Here is an 18,314-nt window from a genome sequence, read left to right as displayed (position 1 = left end):
AAGCACATTAAAATTTTTATTATTTGATTTTAATTCCATAAAATTATTATAATGAATTTTTATTCTTTGTCAAATATTATAATTATATAAAGCATGTAAAATTCAAATTTGATTAAAGAATAAAAATATATTATACTAATCAAAAAAATTATAAACGGATAAATATAATGCAGGAAACATTTTTTGGAAGCGATAATAAAGAAGAAAATCAAAAGCTCACCCCTATGATGAGGCAGTATAAAGAAATTAAAGATAAATACAATGACAGCATACTTCTTTTTAGAATGGGTGATTTTTATGAGGTATTTTTCGATGATGCAAAAGTAGTGTCCGATATATTAGGTCTTACTCTCACCAAAAGAGCCAATGTTCCTATGGCTGGAGTTCCTTATCATGCGATAGACAATTATTTATCAAAATTAGTTAAATCTGGAATGAAGATTGCTATATGCGATCAAATGGAAGACCCAAAAACAGCAAAAGGCATTGTAAAAAGAGAAGTTACTCAGGTTATAACACCTGGTACTATCGCAGAAAATAAGTATTTAGAATCAAAAAGCAATAATTATCTGGCTTCTATAATAGTGTCAAAAAGTGAAAAAAATGCAGCTTTATCTATATGCGATATTTCTACGGGAGAGCTTTATGCTTCAGAAATTAATTCTAACTTAGAAAATCAAAATGAAGCAGTAAAAGAAATTATTGATGAACTTACAGAAGAGATTATAAGATTTTCACCCAAAGAGATTATGACTATAGAATCCGTTTCAGAAAGCATTATTATAAAAGAAATTCAAAGTAAATTTAATAGTATATTCTACAGCACTACTCCAAATTATACGGCAGAATATTCTTATGCATATAAAACTTTAACAAATCATTTTAAAACAGTATCGCTAAAAAGTTTCGGAATAGAAGAAAAACCTCTTTTAATATCACTTCTAGGTTCAACTATATTTTATATTCAAGAGCTTTCAAAAACTTCACTTGAACATATATCCAATATTACACTATATAATAGAAAAGATTCAATGACTTTAGACTATGCTACAATAGCAAGTTTAGAAATATTAGAAACAATAAGAAATGATAATAATAAGATGACATTGTTTGACACTATAGACAGAACAAAAACTTCTATGGGAGCAAGATATTTAAAAAGAATAATAGTAGAGCCTTTACTGAATATTGATGATATAAATAAAAGACTTGATAATGTAGAGTTTTTTTATAAAAATCAAAAGTTTATGTATAAAATAAGAGATTTGCTTCAGGATATTGGAGATATAGAAAGGCTTGCATCAAAATTAGCACTTTCAAGGATTAACCCTAAAGAGCTTGTATCATTAAAAAGATTTTTAGTAACTTCACTTGAGGTTATAACAGAACTTGCTATGAATAATTTTGAGGATGTAAACTTTGAAGAGGTTAATGATATAAAAATAATTACTGATTTGATAGAGCGTGCAATATTAGAAGAGCCTAAAATAGTTATAAATGAAGGCGACATTATAAAAGATGATTATGATGAAACATTAAAAAAATATAATGAAGCTAGAAGAGAGGGACGCTCTTGGATAGCAGAACTTGAACATAATTATAAATTGGATACTGGAATTAATAATTTAAAAATACGCTATAATAATGTTATAGGATATTATGTAGAAGTAACCAAAGCAAACGCATCATCAGTGCCAAGCGATTTTATAAAAAGACAAACATTAATAGGAAGCGAAAGATATACCACAAGTAAATTAATGGAGTATGAAACTATTATTAATGAAGCTAATGAAAAAAGCTATGCTTTGGAGTATGATATATTTATTGATGTAAGAAATAAAACTAATGAATATTTAAACTCAATATTAAAAATGGCAAAGGTAATTTCTATAATAGATGTTTATTCCGCCCTTGCATGCCTTGCTAAAGAGGATAATTATGTTAAGCCTATAATAACAGATGACGGAATAATAGATATAAAAGAAGGAAGACACCCTGTTGTAGAAGTTAATCTAAAAACAGAAAGTTTTATTCCAAACGACACATATTTAGACAGTAAAAATGAACATCTTCTTATAATTACAGGACCTAATATGAGTGGTAAAAGTACATATTTAAGACAAACTGCTTTAATAGTGCTTCTTGCCCAGATTGGCTCATTTGTACCTGCATCAAGTGCTAAGATATCTATAGTTGACCGCATATTTACTCGTGTTGGTGCAAGTGACAATATAGCAAGGGGTGAAAGTACATTCTTAGTAGAGATGAATGAAACAGCATACATACTTAATCATTGCACTGATAAAAGCCTTGTTATAATGGATGAGATAGGACGCGGAACTTCTACCTATGATGGGCTTTCTATTGCTTGGGCTATAGTGGAATATTTAGTTCATGAAGAAAATAAAAAAGCTAAAACCTTATTTGCTACACATTACCATGAACTTACTATGCTCGAAGATTTAGAAGGTGTTAAAAACTATAAAGTATTAGTTGAAGAATATAAAGATGAAATAATATTTATGAAAAAAGTTACAGAAGGAGCAGCACAGTCAAGCTACGGAATATATGCAGCAAAAATAGCAGGAGCTCCAAATAAGGTTATAAAAAGAGCGGGCGAAATACTAAAAAAACTTGAAGCAGAAGCAAGCATACAAGTTGAAAATATAGAACTAAATACTCAAAAATCAAAAGATATACTGCCATTTTATGACAATACAAATAATGATAATAAAATAGAAGAAAAAACAAAAGAAAGTGAAATAGAAAAAGAAATTAAAGAGTTAAACATAAATAATATAACTCCTCTTGATGCTATGAATTTAATTAATAAATGGAAGAACATGATATGAAAACATCATATTGATTTTTAGCTATTTTTTTTATAAATTCAATTTTAAGAGGATGCAAGCCGAAATTATAATATAATAATGAGGTGTACAATGACTGAACAATACTATTACAAATCAACAACTGAAAGAGAATTTGACTGTGTGAAAGATGATGAGAGATTGATAGAAACTTTATCTGATAAGGGTTATACTGTTTATGCCATTGCACAAAAGTCTAATCAATTAATACCATATCATGAACATCCTTCCGAAGAGATGGTAATAGTATTAAGCGGCAAAGTAAGATATATAGTAGAAGAAGAAATCGTAGATTTAGAAGAAGGTGATATTATAAGAGTAAGACCGCATTCTGTTCATTCTATGATAGGAATTTCTGAAAATGGTATATCAAATTTACTTTTGGTATTCATATAAATCAACATTCTATACTATATCTGTTTAAAAGTATAAATTAATAAATATTTATGATATTTAATTATTATAATTTATATAATTAAGTTTCAAGTCCACGCGTTAAACTAGCTATAAAAGATAAATCTAGTAAATAATTAAAATTTATACTATAAGTTTAAAATCTATTTACCGCGTGCTGTAAAGTACATAAAGTAAAAAAGAAATTGGGCAGGTATTATATTATATATTAAAAATAAAATATAAATAGAATTAAAAAATCAAACAAAGTATAAAGCGCCGATTATATAATTTAAATTTTAAAACTTCATTACACTCCCCACCCTATAGGCTATTTTGCTTTATATTATATTCAAAATATTATTATTATATAAGCTTTATTCTCTTATTATAACACCCACCCTAGTTTTATTTAAATTTTTAACTATAACAACGCACGCAGAATATAATTATAAGTATAAACAAAATCATCAATTCAAATTCAATTATATATAAAATTTAGTTAACCGTGCGTTAAATAAATCTTAAAATTTAATAAACGCTTGGGCGGGCATGCTTTTACTAAATAAGCAGTAAATACAAAAAAAGTTTTTATTGCAGAATAAAGTGTTAAACTTTAAAGGGCGGGAATTAAAATGAATTTTTAAATATAGTTTATTTAAAATCCTTATAAAGCATACTAGGCTGAACATCAGTATTATTCTGATATTTACTGCTTGTATACTCTTCATATTCTCCATCTATGGTGTGATAATAAAGCTGAGCTATTTCAACTTCAGGATATATTATTATAGGCTTTATACAAAATATCTCTAAAGTCCAATATCCAGCAAAACCTACATCTCCAAATCCTGCTGTGATATGAATAAATATTCCAAGTCTTCCTATAGATGATCTTCCCTCTATCATAGGAACAAAATTTTTGGTACTTGTATACTCTAAAGTTCTTCCTAAATATAATTCATTGGGTTTTAATTCATAACCGCTTTTTGGTATTATTATTTCATCTACATCATTAGCTTTTTTCATATCGAGAATTTTATCTTTATATACTAAAAGTTTATTATGAAGTTTCACATTATAGCTGTTTGAATTTAATTGTTTTCTATTAAATGGTTCTATTATTATATCTCTGCCAAGATTTTTTTCTATTTCAAGCCCAGACAAAATCATCTATTTGTATCCTATTTTTATAATATTTTTATTTAAGAAATTATCAATTATTTTTCTTTATTTTTCGGTATTATTATAGTATAATTTACACACTAAAATAAAATGATGGAGTTATTAAATGCTATCTATAAATTATAAAAATGTATTAGGATTTTTACAAGAGCATGAACTAGAATACCTTTCTGAACATGCTAAATATGCAAATGAACTTCTTGAAAACAAAAAAGGTGCTGGTAATGACTTTCTAGGCTGGGTTAATTTACCAACTGAAGCTTTGAAAATGGTTAAAGAAATTGATGAATTGGCTAAAGAAATAAGAGAAAATGCTGAAGTATTAGTATCAGTTGGTATAGGCGGATCTTATTTAGGCGGAAAAGCAGTAATTGAATCATTTTTAAATCCTTTCTCTCAGGCTAAAAAAGGAAATACTCAGATTGTATATGCCGGTCATAATATGAATGGCGAATATTTCAAAAATTTACTTGATTATTTGGAAGGAAAAGATTTTTATATCAATGTAATATCTAAAAGCGGTACTACAACAGAACCTGCTATAGCTTTTAGAATGCTTAAAGAATATGCTGAAAAAAGATACGGAAAAGAAGGGGCTGCTAAAAGAATAATAGCTACTACAGATAAGGCAAAAGGAGCTTTAAAAACATTATCTAATGAAAATAAATACAGAACTTTTGTTATACCTGATGATGTAGGCGGAAGATATTCTGTACTTACTCCTGTAGGACTTATACCTATTGCGGCTGCTGGCATAAATATAGAAGAGTTTGTTAAAGGTTTTGATGCTATGGCTAAATTAACTAAAGAGATGGATTATAAGAAAAACCCTTCTATGTTATATGCTATGCTTAGAAATGCACTTTACACTAAAGGATACAGCACAGAAATAATGGTTAATTATATACCTAGAATGCACTATATATCAGAATGGTGGAAACAATTATACGGAGAAAGCGAAGGTAAAGATAAAAAAGGAATATTCCCTGCTTCTGTTGATTTCTCTACTGATTTGCACTCTTTGGGTCAGTTTATACAGGACGGTAAAAGAGGATTATTTGAAACTGTTATAAGAGTTGATAAAGAAGATATAGATTTAAAGATACAAAAAGAAGCATCAGATTTAGACGGACTTAATTATTTAGACGGAAAAACTTTGCATGAAATAAATAAATCAGCATTAGAAGCTACAGTATTAGCTCATGTTGACGGAGGCGTACCAAATATAATAGTAGATATTGATAAAATTACTCCTTTCACTATTGGAGAGCTTTTATATTTCTTTGAAAAAGCATGCGGTATATCAGGTTATATGCTTGGAGTTAATCCATTTGATCAGCCTGGAGTTGAAGCATATAAGAAAAATATGTTTGCTATGCTTGGTAAAAAAGGATATGAAGAAATGGGTAAAACTCTAAGAGCTAGATTAGAAAAATAATTAGTTATAATAATTATTAATTAATAAAGCTGATAATAAGTATTATTTATTATCAGCTTTAACTTTTAAATATATATTAGACTTGTTTCAAAACTACTTGACAAAATTATATATAAAAAAATTAGTAATTATCAATTATAAAATAATGTTTTACATGTTTTATAACTTATTATTTTAGTATATAAATATGCAGTCTTTTTGCTTCTTTGTGTCAACAAAAGAAGTGGGGGTGTGGGGGCTAGTCCCCACAAAATTATAAAAAATTAGTTTTGAAACAAGTCTATTATTTCAAATTTATTTTTTACATTCTCTATAGATACAGCATCTTTATTTTCTCTATGACAATCTATGATTTCCATGATAAAAATCATTGAATTATAATAATTTTTAATAATATTGATATCTAATCATCTAAGATGAATTATTTTTTTTAATAAAATTATTTCATATCCTTTTCACATATTATTTTCACATTGTATTTATTTATATTTAGTGTATAAACTATATAATTAATAATTTTAAGGGAAAACATTATGAAAAAAATATTAATACTTTTTGCTGTTCTTATCTCAATAATATCATGCTCTGATAAAACGGCAAAGATATCAGACAATTCAAATCAAGATAATCAAAAAACATTAAAAACAGGAGAATGGTATATTGCTACTAAACAGATAAATGCTATAGATGAAGATATCAAAACAATTTTTGATGATACCGTACAAAATCTATTAGGAGTAAAAAGAGAGTTAATGCTTTATCTTGGCAAACAACAATTAAGCGATGGTATAAACTATGCTTTTATTTGCAGAAGTGAAATAACATATCCTTCAGCACTTCCATATTATGAAATTATTATATGCAATGTATCTGATTCAAATGAAATATCTATAGTAAAATTAGAAAAGATAATAGAAAGCAGTCAGAGCGGTATCGGCGGCATAGCATGCACATCCTCTGATGAAGCTAAAATTAATATATCAAATTCTAAAGAAGCTGATAATATTGTTAATGTATTTGAAAATGCAGTTAAAGACATTAAAGATATAAAATATACTCCTGAACTTTATGTTGCAAGTCAAGCTGTAAAAGGAATTAATTATTATTTTATATCATGTGCCGAGTTTGATGACGGCAGTAATTCAATAAAATTACTAACAATAAATAATTTCATGGAATCAAGCGAAGTTATTGAAGTAAAAAATATTTTGTAATATGTCTGATATAATAATTATGTAAACTCATTATTAAAAATATTGTATTTCAATTAACATAACAATGCAGGTTTATGATATCCTAAACCGATAATAACTTGTAAGAGGGTATCAACATGAAAAACATAAGATATAAATATTTATTTGTTATTTTATCGGTAGTATTCATTTCTACTTTAGAAAATTTATATAGTCAGATAGCTGTAAATACTTATTCTTTGGAAATCAGTACTAACGATATAGAAATAGTTAAATTTATAAATGGCTATCAGCTTTATTTAAAGAAAAAGCCGAATGTATATGGATATAGAATACAATTAAAAAGACAAGACGGATTTAATTCCTATATTTATATTGATAATAGCGGCAATTCTAATGCTATAGTTAGAATAAAAGAAAGCGATTATCATTATAAACTTGGGGAAGTATTTAAAATATTTATTCCTCAAAATATCTATTTAGATAATAGAAATAATAATTCTTTATTTACTTTAAGGGATAATATTAGTCTTATTTTAGAGGCTTATGATATCAATAATAATACTTTAATAAATAATGAAATAATATTAAAGGCAAATAATGCTGATATTTCAACACCTACTATAACACTTAGAAATGTAGAAAAAGAAGGAGATCTGTATGCATTTTATTTATACTACTCCGGAGGTGATAACGGAGAATATGCATTTTATGTAAGGGAAGGAAGAACAAATACAGCATATAAATTGATAGATACTTCTTATGGAAATACTGCTAATTATGATAAAAGCGGTATTATATTAGAAGATACATTTAACAGATCTTTAGGCAAAAAACTTTATATAAAAGCATATTTCAAACAGCTTCCTGAAGACAGATATTTATCTTTCAATGTATTTAATACTCAAGGTCAAAGTTTTACTTTTCCTATAGATTATGTTATAGAAACTACAAATGTAAAACAAGAAGCAACACCGCCTCAAATGCCTAGTGGAGGAAATGAAGGACCTGTAAAAATAAGACCTTCAGAGAAAATTATAGAAACTTCTACTAATACTATAATAGTAAAAAAAGATGCTCCGATTGAAAAAGAAAGCAATCAAATAAAAATCTTATCTTCTGCTAATATAGTTGAAAAGCCTATAGTTAATGAAAATCCTGTAATTAACGAAGAGCCTGCAATTGATAAAAAGCCTGCAGCAGATGAAAAATATAATTATAACTTGGAGGCTATGAATAACTTAAATAATGCAAGCAAATCATTTAATACTCCTAATAATTATGTAAAAGATGCTGAGGAATTAAGCGATAAATTTAAAAGCATTATTGAAAGATATAAAGATGAAGGAAGTATGGACTTAGTTGTAGTGTTGGATACTACAGAAAGTATGCATCCTTATTTGAAAGCTATAAAAAGAGATATAAGAGGTATGGTTACAGAATTATTTGATAATCATAAATATTCAAGAGTAGGTTTTTTGCTTTACAGAGATATTAAAGATACTTATCTGACAAAAAAAATAGAGTTTAGTGATAATATTAATTTTATCAATAGAGAAGTTAATTATTTCTATGCGGCAGGAGGCGGAGATAAGGCAGAACCTATGTATGAAGCTTTGCAGGAAGCATTAGAAACATTTGAGTATATAAATCAAAAAAGATTAATAGTAGTTATTACAGATGCTCCTGCTAAAGTAATAGGAAGAGCTGATTTAGATTTAAATTTATCTACAGCTAAAGAAAAGAATGTTTCTGTAGAATTTATATTAACTTCAGAGATGGAAAAAGAGGAAGATCTTTCTGATGATTACTTATACTTTTTTAATTTTTAAATAGGTATATTGATAATAATGAAAAAAAGCCCTTACCAAATAAGGTTTGGGCTTTTATTATATTTATGTATTATCAAATTTATTTATAATTGCAATTTGATTTAGCCTGTATTCAATATTTAATTTCTTAAAAATAAAATATGTTAAACAAGATACGGCTATTCCAATAAATGCCCCAAATACTACATCACTAGGATAATGAACTACTAAATAAATCCTTGAAAAACCTATTAATACAGCAATCAATACTGCTATAAAACTATATTTCTTATTAAAATAAAGAAAAATAGGAAAAAGAACAGCAAATGATGCAGTAGTATGAGAAGAAGGACAAGAAAAAGATGTTTCAATATGCTTACCCACTTCAATCCAATATTCTTGATAAATCGGCTCTGTAAAAGGTCTTTCTCTTGCTATTAATGGTTTTAATATAATAGCTCCTATAAGTACAGATATAAATAAACTTACAGCCATATTAATACCGCAAACTCTAGTTCTTTTTATAAATATTAATACGATTGTAAATATCATTAAAGGAATTGATTCTCCTAAATATGTTATTGATGAAAAAAACATATCTAGTATATTATAATTATTATGTAAACTATGAGCAAACTCTATTATGCTTTTATCAAATATATTTATTATATCCATTTATAATTCCTATAATTAATTTTTTAATAAAACAATTATATTGTAAATATGTAATAAATTTTTTTAGTAATGATATATATAAAAAAATAGGAAAGGAGTAATAATTCCCCTTCCCTATTCTAATATCATATAATTATTAAAAAATAATTATTTTAATTCAGGCCAATATTTTTTATTAGCTTCTATTAACTCATCTAATATTTTCTTAGCAACTTCAACGCTAGGAACAGTTCTTGACATAGTGATAGCCTGCCACATTTTCAAATATGAACCTTCTATCCAAGCATCAACAACTAATTTTTCTACTGCCACCTGCTGTTCCATTAATCCTTTATTGAATCTAGGAATTTCACCCATTACCAAAGGCTCAGGACCATTGCAGCCTACTATACAAGGTATTTCAACCATAGCTGTAGGATCAAAGTTTATTATAGAACCATTATTAGGAACTATTAATAACATTCTTTCTCCTGTATTATTACTTATAGCACAAGCTAAATCTACTATATAGGTAGCATGTCCTCCTACTTCAAAAGTAGAATCTTTAGCAGTACCAGCTTCTGTTATTCTTTTGCATTCTCCGAATACTCTTTTTTCTCTGCCGTCTCTAACCATATCAGTTCTAGTATAATTAATATCAGAATGACTTACAACATAATCAGGGAATAAATAGTATTTGAAATAAGTATTAGGCATAAAGTTTGGAGAAACTGCAAAAACATCTCTTGCCTTCTCATAAGTAGAATGCCAATCAGCATCCATATGTCCTTCGACACTAGGATGCAAATATCCATGTTTAGAGATATGCTCTTTTAATATAGGCATTAAATCTCTTCCTGTGCTTTTTTCTATTATGCTAGTCCACCAACCGAAATGGTTTAATCCGAAATATCTTACCTGCATTTCTTTTCTTGATTTCAAGCCGCATATAACAGCCATAAAATCCTCTATACCGACAGGCATATCGCAGATATTCAAAACTTTAGAATTAGGTTTTAATCTTCTGCAAGCTTCAGCAACTATAGCAGCAGGGTTTGAATAGTTAAGCATCCAAGCATTAGGAGAATATTTTTCCATATAATCTATAAGCTCCAAAACGCCTCCTATAGAACGCATACCATAAGCCATACCGCCGGCTCCGCAAGTTTCCTGTCCTACGCATCCGTATTTAAGAGGAATTTTTTCATCTAAAGAACGCATTTCATATTTACCAACTCTTATATGAGCCATAACAAAATCTACTCCAGTGAAAGCCTCTTTAGGATCTGTTGTGAAAGAAAATTTAACATGAGGAGCTCTCTCTTTCATAATGATAGCACAAGCATTTCCAACTATAGCCTGTCTTTCTGCATCATTATCATATAATTTCAATTCTGACAAAGGAAATCTTCCTTCTTCACTTAAAAGCATTAAAATAATTTCCGGCGTAAAAGTACTTCCGCCTCCGGCTATAACAACTGAATGTTTTTTCATTTTATTACTCCTTAAAAAATTTATTAAAATTAGTATTATTATTCGCTAGTTTTCAAAAGTTCTTCAAATTTAGCTTTTACTTGAGGAACTGATAAGCCTACTATTATCTGTATAGCATTTCCTTTTTTAACAAGACCATGAGCACCAGCAGCCTTGAAATCATCAGCATCTTTTACAAGATTAACATCTTTAACAGTTACTCTCAATCTAGTAGCACAATTAGTAACATGTTCTATATTGCTTCTTCCTCCTAATGCCTCTAAATAAATTGCAGCCTGCTCATCAAAACTTGATTTTTTAGCTTCTCTTTCTTTATAATCTTTTTTAGTATATAGCTTAGTCTTACTTTCGCCCCTTCCCGGAGTAGGAATATTAAATTTCAATATTAAAAATCTAAATACAAAGAACCATATAGCTGTGAATATAAGCCCTATAACAATATGTGCCACAACCATAGATGAATGATTTTTCATAGCAAAGATCCAGTTTTGTGTTATAAAACCTATTAATCCTGCCCCATAGTTTCCTACTACTCCACCAACTACATACAATACTGTAGCTAAGCTCGCAGCCAAAATAGAATGCACCAAGAATAAGAAAGGAGATATAAACAAGAATGTAAACTCTAAAGGCTCAGTAATACCAACAAGTATTGATGTTAATGTTACAGGTATAAGCAAAGCAGCCATCTTCTCACGATTCTCTTTATCAGCACAGAAATAAATAGCTAAAGCAAGTCCGGGAGCACCGAATACTTTAGAGTTTCCATGCAAAGCAAATCCGCCTTCTGGGAATAATTGTTTAAGAGGCTCCAGCATATTTGAAAATTCAGAAACATGGCTTATCCAATATGGTTCTATACCTTCAGGTACAACTGCAGGTCCGTAAATGAAAGGTCCGTAAATAAAATGATGAAGTCCTGTAGGTATTAATATTCTTTCTAAGAAAGTATATATAAATACTCCGACACCGCCTGCATTTGCCAAGAAATTCTGCATTGAAGCTATTAAATACTGTATTTTAGGCCATATCAAACAAGTTAAGAATGCTAAAACTAATACAACAAAGAAACCTATAATATGTACAAAAGATGTTCCTTGAAATACGCCCAAATAATCAGGAAGTTTTGTTTCATAAAATCTATTATGAATAATAGTAATAACTACTCCTATAAATATTGCACCTATGATGCTTGTATCTAAAGTTTTAATACCTGCTATCAGAGTTAAACCGCTTACGCCGCCTGCTTCCTGAGTGAAATCAACTCCAAACTGAGGACCCCAAAAATTAAGTATAGCAGCTATAAAATAATTATATGATAAGTAACATATCAAAGTTGCTAATATTGCTCTTTCAGGTGCCATCTTTGAAAGACCTATTGGAATACCTAAACAGAAAAATAAAGGCATATTTCTGAATATAGTCCATGCACCTTCTTCTATTATAAATATTAATTTGTAGAATACGCCATCAGGATTAGCTAAATTTCCTACTATAGACTGATCCTTAAAAATAATGGTTAATCCTACAACCAAACCGGAAAAAGAAAAAAGTAATACCGGTACAAACATAGCCGCCCCAAACTTTTGGAAACTAGCCCTTAAATCAATATTCGCAAACATTTTATATCCCCCTATGCAAATTTTTATATCATAATTTAGAGTTTTTATAAATCTCTAAAATATTTTGCATCATCCTTTTCAAACGCAAACGAAATAAAAAATAAATTATTTTAAATAATCCAAATATGGTCTCTGAGAATCTATCATTCTATCTACCATCTCTTCAATATTTTTACATACATTAACAACAGGGTTAGCGAGTATAGCCTGTATGGCATACTCTTTTTTATGATGTATAGCAGCTTCAGCAGTTAAATCGTATACGCTTACATAATTTCTTAAAAGTGATAAATAACCTTTAGGAACATTATTTAATTTTACACCCTTAACTCCGTCTTTGCTTATTTCAGCAGGTACTTCAACGGCTATCCAATTAGGCAAATCTTCTATTAATCCGTCATTCAAAATATTCACAGCTTCTTCTACATAACTTTCATTTGTAACTATACCGTTTATTATGCTTGAAGCTCTTTCTTTTACTCTTAATTCTATTTTAGGCTCTGCTTTAGAAAGTACAGTTCTGTATAATTCATAAAAATCTAATATTCCTCTATGATCAACCACATCCCAAGCCCAAGCTATATACTCTCCGAAATGGCTGTCTACTGTTATAGGTAATAATTTATATTTTTCTAATATTACTTTTAAAAGTCTTCTATCAGCCCATATAAACTCACCTTTTAATTTATCTTCTATAGAGTGATCAAAACTTTCTGTTTTTGAAAATGCATTATTTTCTTTAGCATATTTTAATAAATCACTATACCCTACTTCATGCTCAAAATATGCATGTGCATTTTTTAATACATCAGGATATAAATCTTTTCCTGTTTTTTTATCTTTGATTTCTAATAAGCAGCTGAAATGATTAAGTCCTCCTGCTTTAATATCTAATGCCTCATAATTCATTCTTAAAATTTTAGGAAGCCATTTATGAAGCCAGCCTATTTCATGGCACATACCTATAAATTTAGCATTAGGATAAACTCTTTTTACGGCTGTACATATTGCAGTCATAGGATTTGAAAAATTGAATATATAAGCATTAGGACATATATCCATAGCATCTTTTACTATATCCAAAATAGGCGGAATAATTCTTAAAGAGTGAAATACTCCTCCAGGTCCTCCGTTTTCTCCATAAACCTGATGAATACCATACTGCATAGGTATTTTCCAATCCTCATCCCATAATTGAAATCTATCACCTACCTCTATGGAACTTATAATAAAATCAGCATTCTTAAAAGCCTCTTTCCTATCTGTAGCAGCATCAACAGTAAAATTTAATTTATTTAATTCTATAAACTCTTTAACATAATCATATACTTTTTTTAAAGCAGTAGGATTAATATCCAATAATGTAACATGAGAACCTTCTAAAGATTTAGTAGAGAAAATATCTCCAAGCATATCACATCCGAATTGTGCACTTCCTGCACCAACCAAAACAAATTTAATCATTTCCATCTCCTTCTTTTTTATTTATCAAATTGAATACCAATCAAATAAATAATATCAACATATAACTATTATACACAAATAGCGTATAATATCAATAAAATGATACTAAAAAATCATTTTTTTATATATAAAAAATCATTTTTTAGTTGAAATCATACATTTTTTATATAAAACACTGTATTATTGAACAATAATTGATATTTTTATTAATATTTATTATATTTTTAACATCATTATTATGATATTATATATTTCAAGAAAACATAAATAAAAAATAATACAGGATTAATTTAATGGTACAAAAAGAGAAAGTAGAGCATATTGCTAAAATTTTGGATATTGCAGAAACAACTGTAAAAAGATTTTTTTATTCTCCGGAAAAGCTTCATAGTGATACTTTTAGATCAATAATGTCTGTTTTGGCACAATACTATCCCGAGGATTTAAGAACAATAGTAAAATCCGATTACAGAGATATACTATTTATATTAAGCGACCATAATCTAATGATAGTCTCTGATATAATTAAATATCTGCAGAAAATAACTTTAAAATATAATATTTCAATAAGACTATATGAAAATAGCCAAAATATACCTTTGAATATATTGATTAATAAAAACAAAAAAAAATGGAATGATATAAGAGGTATAATAAGTTTATCCACTGAAACTGAAGAAATTACAAATGACTTTTTAATACCTACAGTATTTATAAATATGCCGCAGCAGGAATACGGATTAAATATAGATGTTAATGATTATCTAGGAGGAAAACTAGCTATAGAACATTTATACGAAAATAATTGGAAAAAACCTGCTTTTGTTGGACATTATGAATTAAACGGTGATATAGTGGAAAGATATGAAGGCGTAAAAACAGCATGCGATAATCTAAACATAGAATGCAAACTATTTACTACATACAATTTTTCTATGGAAGAATCATACAATATAACAAAGAAAATTTTACAAGATAAAACAATAGATTCTATTTTTTACTTTTGCGATCAAATGGCTATAGGCGGAATAAAGGCTATAAATGAATACGGATACGAAATGGGAAAAGATATAGGAATAATAGGTTTTGATAATTTAGAAATATCAGAATTTCTAGGATTAAGCTCTATGGATCAGAAATTATATGAAAAGATTTTATACTCTATAGAATATATTTTATTTGGAAATGGAAAATCTTTTACAGAGAAATCTCCTATAATAAGTTATACTCCTGAGGTAGTAGCGAGAAAAAGCTCTTTAAGAATATAAAATATATTAAAATAAATCTTTAATTATATCAGGGTATTTAATATCATTAATTTTTGATATTCCTGCTTCATTATCAAATTCAGTTATATGAACTTTTATAGGATCTATTTGGCTTGCTATATATTTTATAACATTAGCTGACACAAATACATCTTTTTTAACATTAATAATAATAAAAGGTATTTTAAATCCCCTAGTATGAAATAATTCCACCTGCTCTAAAGATGAATGTATAACATTATAATCATATTCTATAACAGGTATTATATGAATTTCATTTTCTTTTTCTATATCAAGTATCAAATCCATAAAATTATAATTTTCTTTTATAGGTAAATATAAAGATAATGATTCAAATACCATATAATCATAAACATTATTATTTTCATCTATAAGATCCGTAATATCTCTTTCATCTATTTTTGTATTAATACTATGAAGAGGAGAAATATTCCCATTGGTAGCATACGATACAAATATTTCTGAAGCTTTTAGATATGTTGTATTTTTTATATATTCAGGATCAAATAATTTATTATCCCGTATTTCCATCACAAAAGGTTTATAATAGCATACAGTTTTATTGAGCATCTTTAAAGATGACACTATATGAGAAGAAATATAAGTCTTACCGACATGGCTTTTATCAGATATAATACAAAACAGCTTCATCTATACTACCTTTAAAATTAAATATACTGAACATCTAATTTTACTTTATATTTAACTTTTTCTCCGGATTTTAAGGATATATTTTTGCAGCACACTATAGTAGAGTTTTGATAATTCATTTCAAGTTTATCAACTGCATCGGATATAGTAAAATTAGGCATATATAAAAATACTGTTTCTTCTGCTGCTTCCATTAGAACTTTTATTTTTATATATGATTCATCAGCCATACCAAAAACTGTGCCTTTATATTCTCCGCAGTCTGATAGATTATTAGAAATTTTTTCATTGCCTCCTATATAGTATCTGTCTGCTTCATGTCCTGCAAGCAATGTGATATTATTTTCCAAAGCGTATACAAATTCTATATGTTCATTAGATTTATTTTCTATAATAGATTCAACAGAAAATTTTCCATCATTGTTTATAATATATCTTTTTATTAAATGTATATCTTTACCATCAACTTTTGAAGTTTTTTCAAAAGATACCGTAGCATAGTCTTTATTAATAAGATTTTCCAAAACATCATAATGAAGATTATAAAAATCTGAATTTTCCTCATATTTTAATAATTGGAATTCCTCAGCAGAAGGCATTTTACTTAAGAAATGATCAACTCCGAATACTTTTTCATTTTTATCAAATACCAAATACTTAGCAATTTTCTCATCAACTTTTTTTGCTATTTCATGTATAGAAACATGCTCATTATTATTTTGATTATTATTAGAATTTCTTACAGCAGCTATATGATAAGCCTCTTCTCTTCTTTTAAGACAATCTATTAAATTGATAGGATTTCCTTTTTTTAAATCCCATTCTATTAAAGATCCGCTTAAAGTATGGAAAACTAATCCGGCATTTTCACATGAAATCATAATCTCTTCTCTGCCGTCCATATCAAAATCTAAATTATGACTCAAGAAATATTTTCTTCCATAAATCTTTTCTAAAGATATAGAAGTAGCCTTAATTAAATTAGCATAAGTAGCATGTCTTAAATTATTTAAATAAAGTCCTCCAAATGTACCATGCCAATAAGGACAATTGCATTGACCTTTTAATAAATAACTTAAAGCCTCCTCTTTTTCTTTATAATTAGATTCTGTAATTTCTCCTATCATATTTGAAGTAAATATCATTCTTTTATTCATTCTGTTGCTTTCAGAATACTTACTAAAATAATTTCTCCAGAACCCGCCCCTCATAAATCTGCTTATAATCTCATTACCTTCAGATTTTTTTAATTCTTCCTGTTTTAAATGAAACTCATCTTGTATTTTTGCAGGAAGCACCCAAGTAAGCATCTCTTCATAAGAGCCTGTAGGTATATAAATTCTTGATGTAGGTGCATGACGCTCCATATATTCACTGTATGTAGTGGTGATTATTGTATCTTTTTCTTTTGTAAGAGCATCAAAAAACTTTTCAAGCCATTTATCTTCATATACCCATTTCTGAGTACCCGGCCAATCTCCGTATTTTTCTCCGTCATCATGAAGAACTACAACCCTGTCTCCTTCTTCCGTAGCTATTGATTTTAAATACTCAATGGACTTTTCAACATCTCTGAATGGTATCAAATAACGAAGTTCCTGTGATATTGGAAATATATTTAATTTATAATTTTCATTATCTGTTATAAAGTAGCCGAACATATTTTTAGTATCTATGCCTGTAGTTAAAAACTGAGAATCATCAAGCATTATATATTTTATCCCATTCATAGCTAAATTTTTAACCAATGTAGGCTCCCAAACTCTCTCAGCAATCCAAGCACCTTTGGGAGTAATACCAAAATTATCTTCTATATACTTATTTAATTTTTTTATTTGTATATCTTTATCTTTATCAGGTATTGAAGGCATTATAGGTTCATAAAAACCGCCGCTTTGAATTTCTATTCTTTTTTCTTCTGCAAGTTTTTTCAAAGCTTTAATATGCTCAGGATGATTCTTTTCAATCCATTCTAATAAACAGCCTGTATAATGAAAATTAAATTTTATATCTTTATATTTTTCTAATATATCTAAAAAAGGTTTATAAGCATTTTTATATGTATTTTCAAATACAAAGTCGAAATTCCCTACCGGCTGATGATTATGGTTACCCAATATTAAATTAATAGTTTTCATGATAATGCCCTGCTTAATTGAAATTTATTACTTATAATTTCGTAATAATAGAAAAATTAATTAACATAATTCTATAATAAATATGGCTTTTTGTAAAGTATTTGTTTATATA

13 protein-coding genes are annotated in these 18,314 nt (G+C 27.9%); 6 read left to right on the top strand and 7 right to left on the bottom strand.

Features of this window, described 5'->3' with window-relative positions:
* The first annotated feature begins 167 nt into the window (after positions 1-167).
* Together mutS and A966_RS04810 are read left to right on the top strand one after the other, a co-directional pair.
* Positions 168-2,852: a DNA mismatch repair protein MutS gene (mutS, locus tag A966_RS04815; protein ID WP_008723090.1), complete on the top strand. Its 2,685-nt coding sequence runs from the start codon at positions 168-170 to the stop codon at positions 2,850-2,852.
* Between the two features lie 90 nt (positions 2,853-2,942).
* Positions 2,943-3,266: a cupin domain-containing protein gene (locus A966_RS04810; RefSeq protein WP_008723089.1), complete on the top strand. Its 324-nt coding sequence runs from the start codon at positions 2,943-2,945 to the stop codon at positions 3,264-3,266.
* 651 nt (positions 3,267-3,917) lie between these two features.
* Here A966_RS04810 and dcd read toward each other — a convergent pair.
* Entirely contained in the window at positions 3,918-4,436 is a 519-nt protein-coding gene (dcd, locus tag A966_RS04805; protein ID WP_008723088.1) for a dCTP deaminase, read from the bottom strand.
* A 118-nt stretch (positions 4,437-4,554) separates the two neighbouring features.
* Between dcd and A966_RS04800 the strand changes: the two genes are divergently transcribed.
* The 3 genes from A966_RS04800 (at position 4,555) to A966_RS04790 (ending at position 8,911) form a co-directional block, all read left to right on the top strand.
* Positions 4,555-5,886, top strand: a complete 1,332-nt coding sequence (locus A966_RS04800) for a glucose-6-phosphate isomerase (RefSeq protein ID WP_008723087.1) — start codon at positions 4,555-4,557, stop codon at positions 5,884-5,886.
* 533 nt (positions 5,887-6,419) lie between these two features.
* Positions 6,420-7,100 carry a hypothetical protein gene (locus A966_RS04795; RefSeq protein ID WP_008723086.1) on the top strand — a complete coding sequence of 227 codons (681 nt, stop codon included), beginning with the start codon at positions 6,420-6,422 and terminating at the stop codon, positions 7,098-7,100.
* Positions 7,101-7,216: 116 nt separating this feature from the next.
* Entirely contained in the window at positions 7,217-8,911 is a 1,695-nt protein-coding gene (locus A966_RS04790; protein ID WP_008723085.1) for a VWA domain-containing protein, read from the top strand.
* A 63-nt stretch (positions 8,912-8,974) separates the two neighbouring features.
* Here the strand turns inward: A966_RS04790 and A966_RS04785 are convergent, their stop codons facing one another.
* The 4 genes from A966_RS04785 to A966_RS04770 all read right to left on the bottom strand — a co-directional run bounded on the left by A966_RS04785 (position 8,975) and on the right by A966_RS04770 (position 14,124).
* On the bottom strand, positions 8,975-9,565 hold the full coding sequence (locus A966_RS04785; RefSeq protein WP_008723084.1) for a phosphatase PAP2 family protein: 591 nt from the start codon (positions 9,563-9,565) through the stop codon (positions 8,975-8,977).
* 147 nt (positions 9,566-9,712) lie between these two features.
* A complete protein-coding gene (locus A966_RS04780) occupies positions 9,713-11,038 on the bottom strand; it encodes a 6-phospho-alpha-glucosidase (RefSeq protein WP_008723083.1) in 1,326 nt (441 codons plus the stop codon).
* 38 nt (positions 11,039-11,076) lie between these two features.
* Positions 11,077-12,660, bottom strand: a complete 1,584-nt coding sequence (locus A966_RS04775) for an alpha-glucoside-specific PTS transporter subunit IIBC (protein ID WP_008723082.1) — start codon at positions 12,658-12,660, stop codon at positions 11,077-11,079.
* 105 nt (positions 12,661-12,765) lie between these two features.
* Positions 12,766-14,124: a family 4 glycosyl hydrolase gene (locus tag A966_RS04770; RefSeq protein WP_008723081.1), complete on the bottom strand. Its 1,359-nt coding sequence runs from the start codon at positions 14,122-14,124 to the stop codon at positions 12,766-12,768.
* Positions 14,125-14,417: 293 nt separating this feature from the next.
* Here A966_RS04770 and A966_RS04765 point away from each other — a divergent pair, with 293 nt between their 5' ends.
* A complete protein-coding gene (locus A966_RS04765; RefSeq protein WP_008723080.1) occupies positions 14,418-15,392 on the top strand; it encodes a substrate-binding domain-containing protein in 975 nt (324 codons plus the stop codon).
* 6 nt (positions 15,393-15,398) lie between these two features.
* Here the strand turns inward: A966_RS04765 and A966_RS04760 are convergent, their stop codons facing one another.
* Complete coding sequence (locus A966_RS04760; RefSeq protein WP_008723079.1) at positions 15,399-16,064, bottom strand: AAA family ATPase; 666 nt, start codon at positions 16,062-16,064, stop codon at positions 15,399-15,401.
* A 17-nt stretch (positions 16,065-16,081) separates the two neighbouring features.
* Complete coding sequence (locus tag A966_RS04755) at positions 16,082-18,202, bottom strand: alpha-amylase/4-alpha-glucanotransferase domain-containing protein (protein ID WP_008723078.1); 2,121 nt, start codon at positions 18,200-18,202, stop codon at positions 16,082-16,084.
* Positions 18,203-18,314: the final 112 nt, after the last annotated feature.

The sequence above is a fragment of the Brachyspira hampsonii 30446 genome, from assembly GCF_000316195.1.
GTDB classification, from domain to species: domain Bacteria; phylum Spirochaetota; class Brachyspiria; order Brachyspirales; family Brachyspiraceae; genus Brachyspira; species Brachyspira hampsonii_C.
The sequence above is the reverse complement of the archived record's forward strand: the minus strand, read 5'-3'. Positions and strand labels throughout refer to the sequence as shown.

Bases quoted from the DNA above. Each gene is read 5' to 3' on its own strand.
- A966_RS04775 (WP_008723082.1), bottom strand. From the start codon at position 12,660: ATGTTTGCGAATATTGATTTAAGGGCTAGTTTCCAAAAGTTTGGGGCG.
- A966_RS04795 (WP_008723086.1), top strand. From the start codon at position 6,420: ATGAAAAAAATATTAATACTTTTTGCTGTTCTTATCTCAATAATATCA.
- dcd (WP_008723088.1), bottom strand. From the start codon at position 4,436: ATGATTTTGTCTGGGCTTGAAATAGAAAAAAATCTTGGCAGAGATATA.
- A966_RS04800 (WP_008723087.1), top strand. From the start codon at position 4,555: ATGCTATCTATAAATTATAAAAATGTATTAGGATTTTTACAAGAGCAT.
- A966_RS04780 (WP_008723083.1), bottom strand. From the start codon at position 11,038: ATGAAAAAACATTCAGTTGTTATAGCCGGAGGCGGAAGTACTTTTACG.
- A966_RS04785 (WP_008723084.1), bottom strand. From the start codon at position 9,565: ATGGATATAATAAATATATTTGATAAAAGCATAATAGAGTTTGCTCAT.
- mutS (WP_008723090.1), top strand. From the start codon at position 168: ATGCAGGAAACATTTTTTGGAAGCGATAATAAAGAAGAAAATCAAAAG.
- A966_RS04790 (WP_008723085.1), top strand. From the start codon at position 7,217: ATGAAAAACATAAGATATAAATATTTATTTGTTATTTTATCGGTAGTA.
- A966_RS04810 (WP_008723089.1), top strand. From the start codon at position 2,943: ATGACTGAACAATACTATTACAAATCAACAACTGAAAGAGAATTTGAC.
- A966_RS04755 (WP_008723078.1), bottom strand. From the start codon at position 18,202: ATGAAAACTATTAATTTAATATTGGGTAACCATAATCATCAGCCGGTA.
- A966_RS04770 (WP_008723081.1), bottom strand. From the start codon at position 14,124: ATGATTAAATTTGTTTTGGTTGGTGCAGGAAGTGCACAATTCGGATGT.
- A966_RS04765 (WP_008723080.1), top strand. From the start codon at position 14,418: ATGGTACAAAAAGAGAAAGTAGAGCATATTGCTAAAATTTTGGATATT.
- A966_RS04760 (WP_008723079.1), bottom strand. From the start codon at position 16,064: ATGAAGCTGTTTTGTATTATATCTGATAAAAGCCATGTCGGTAAGACT.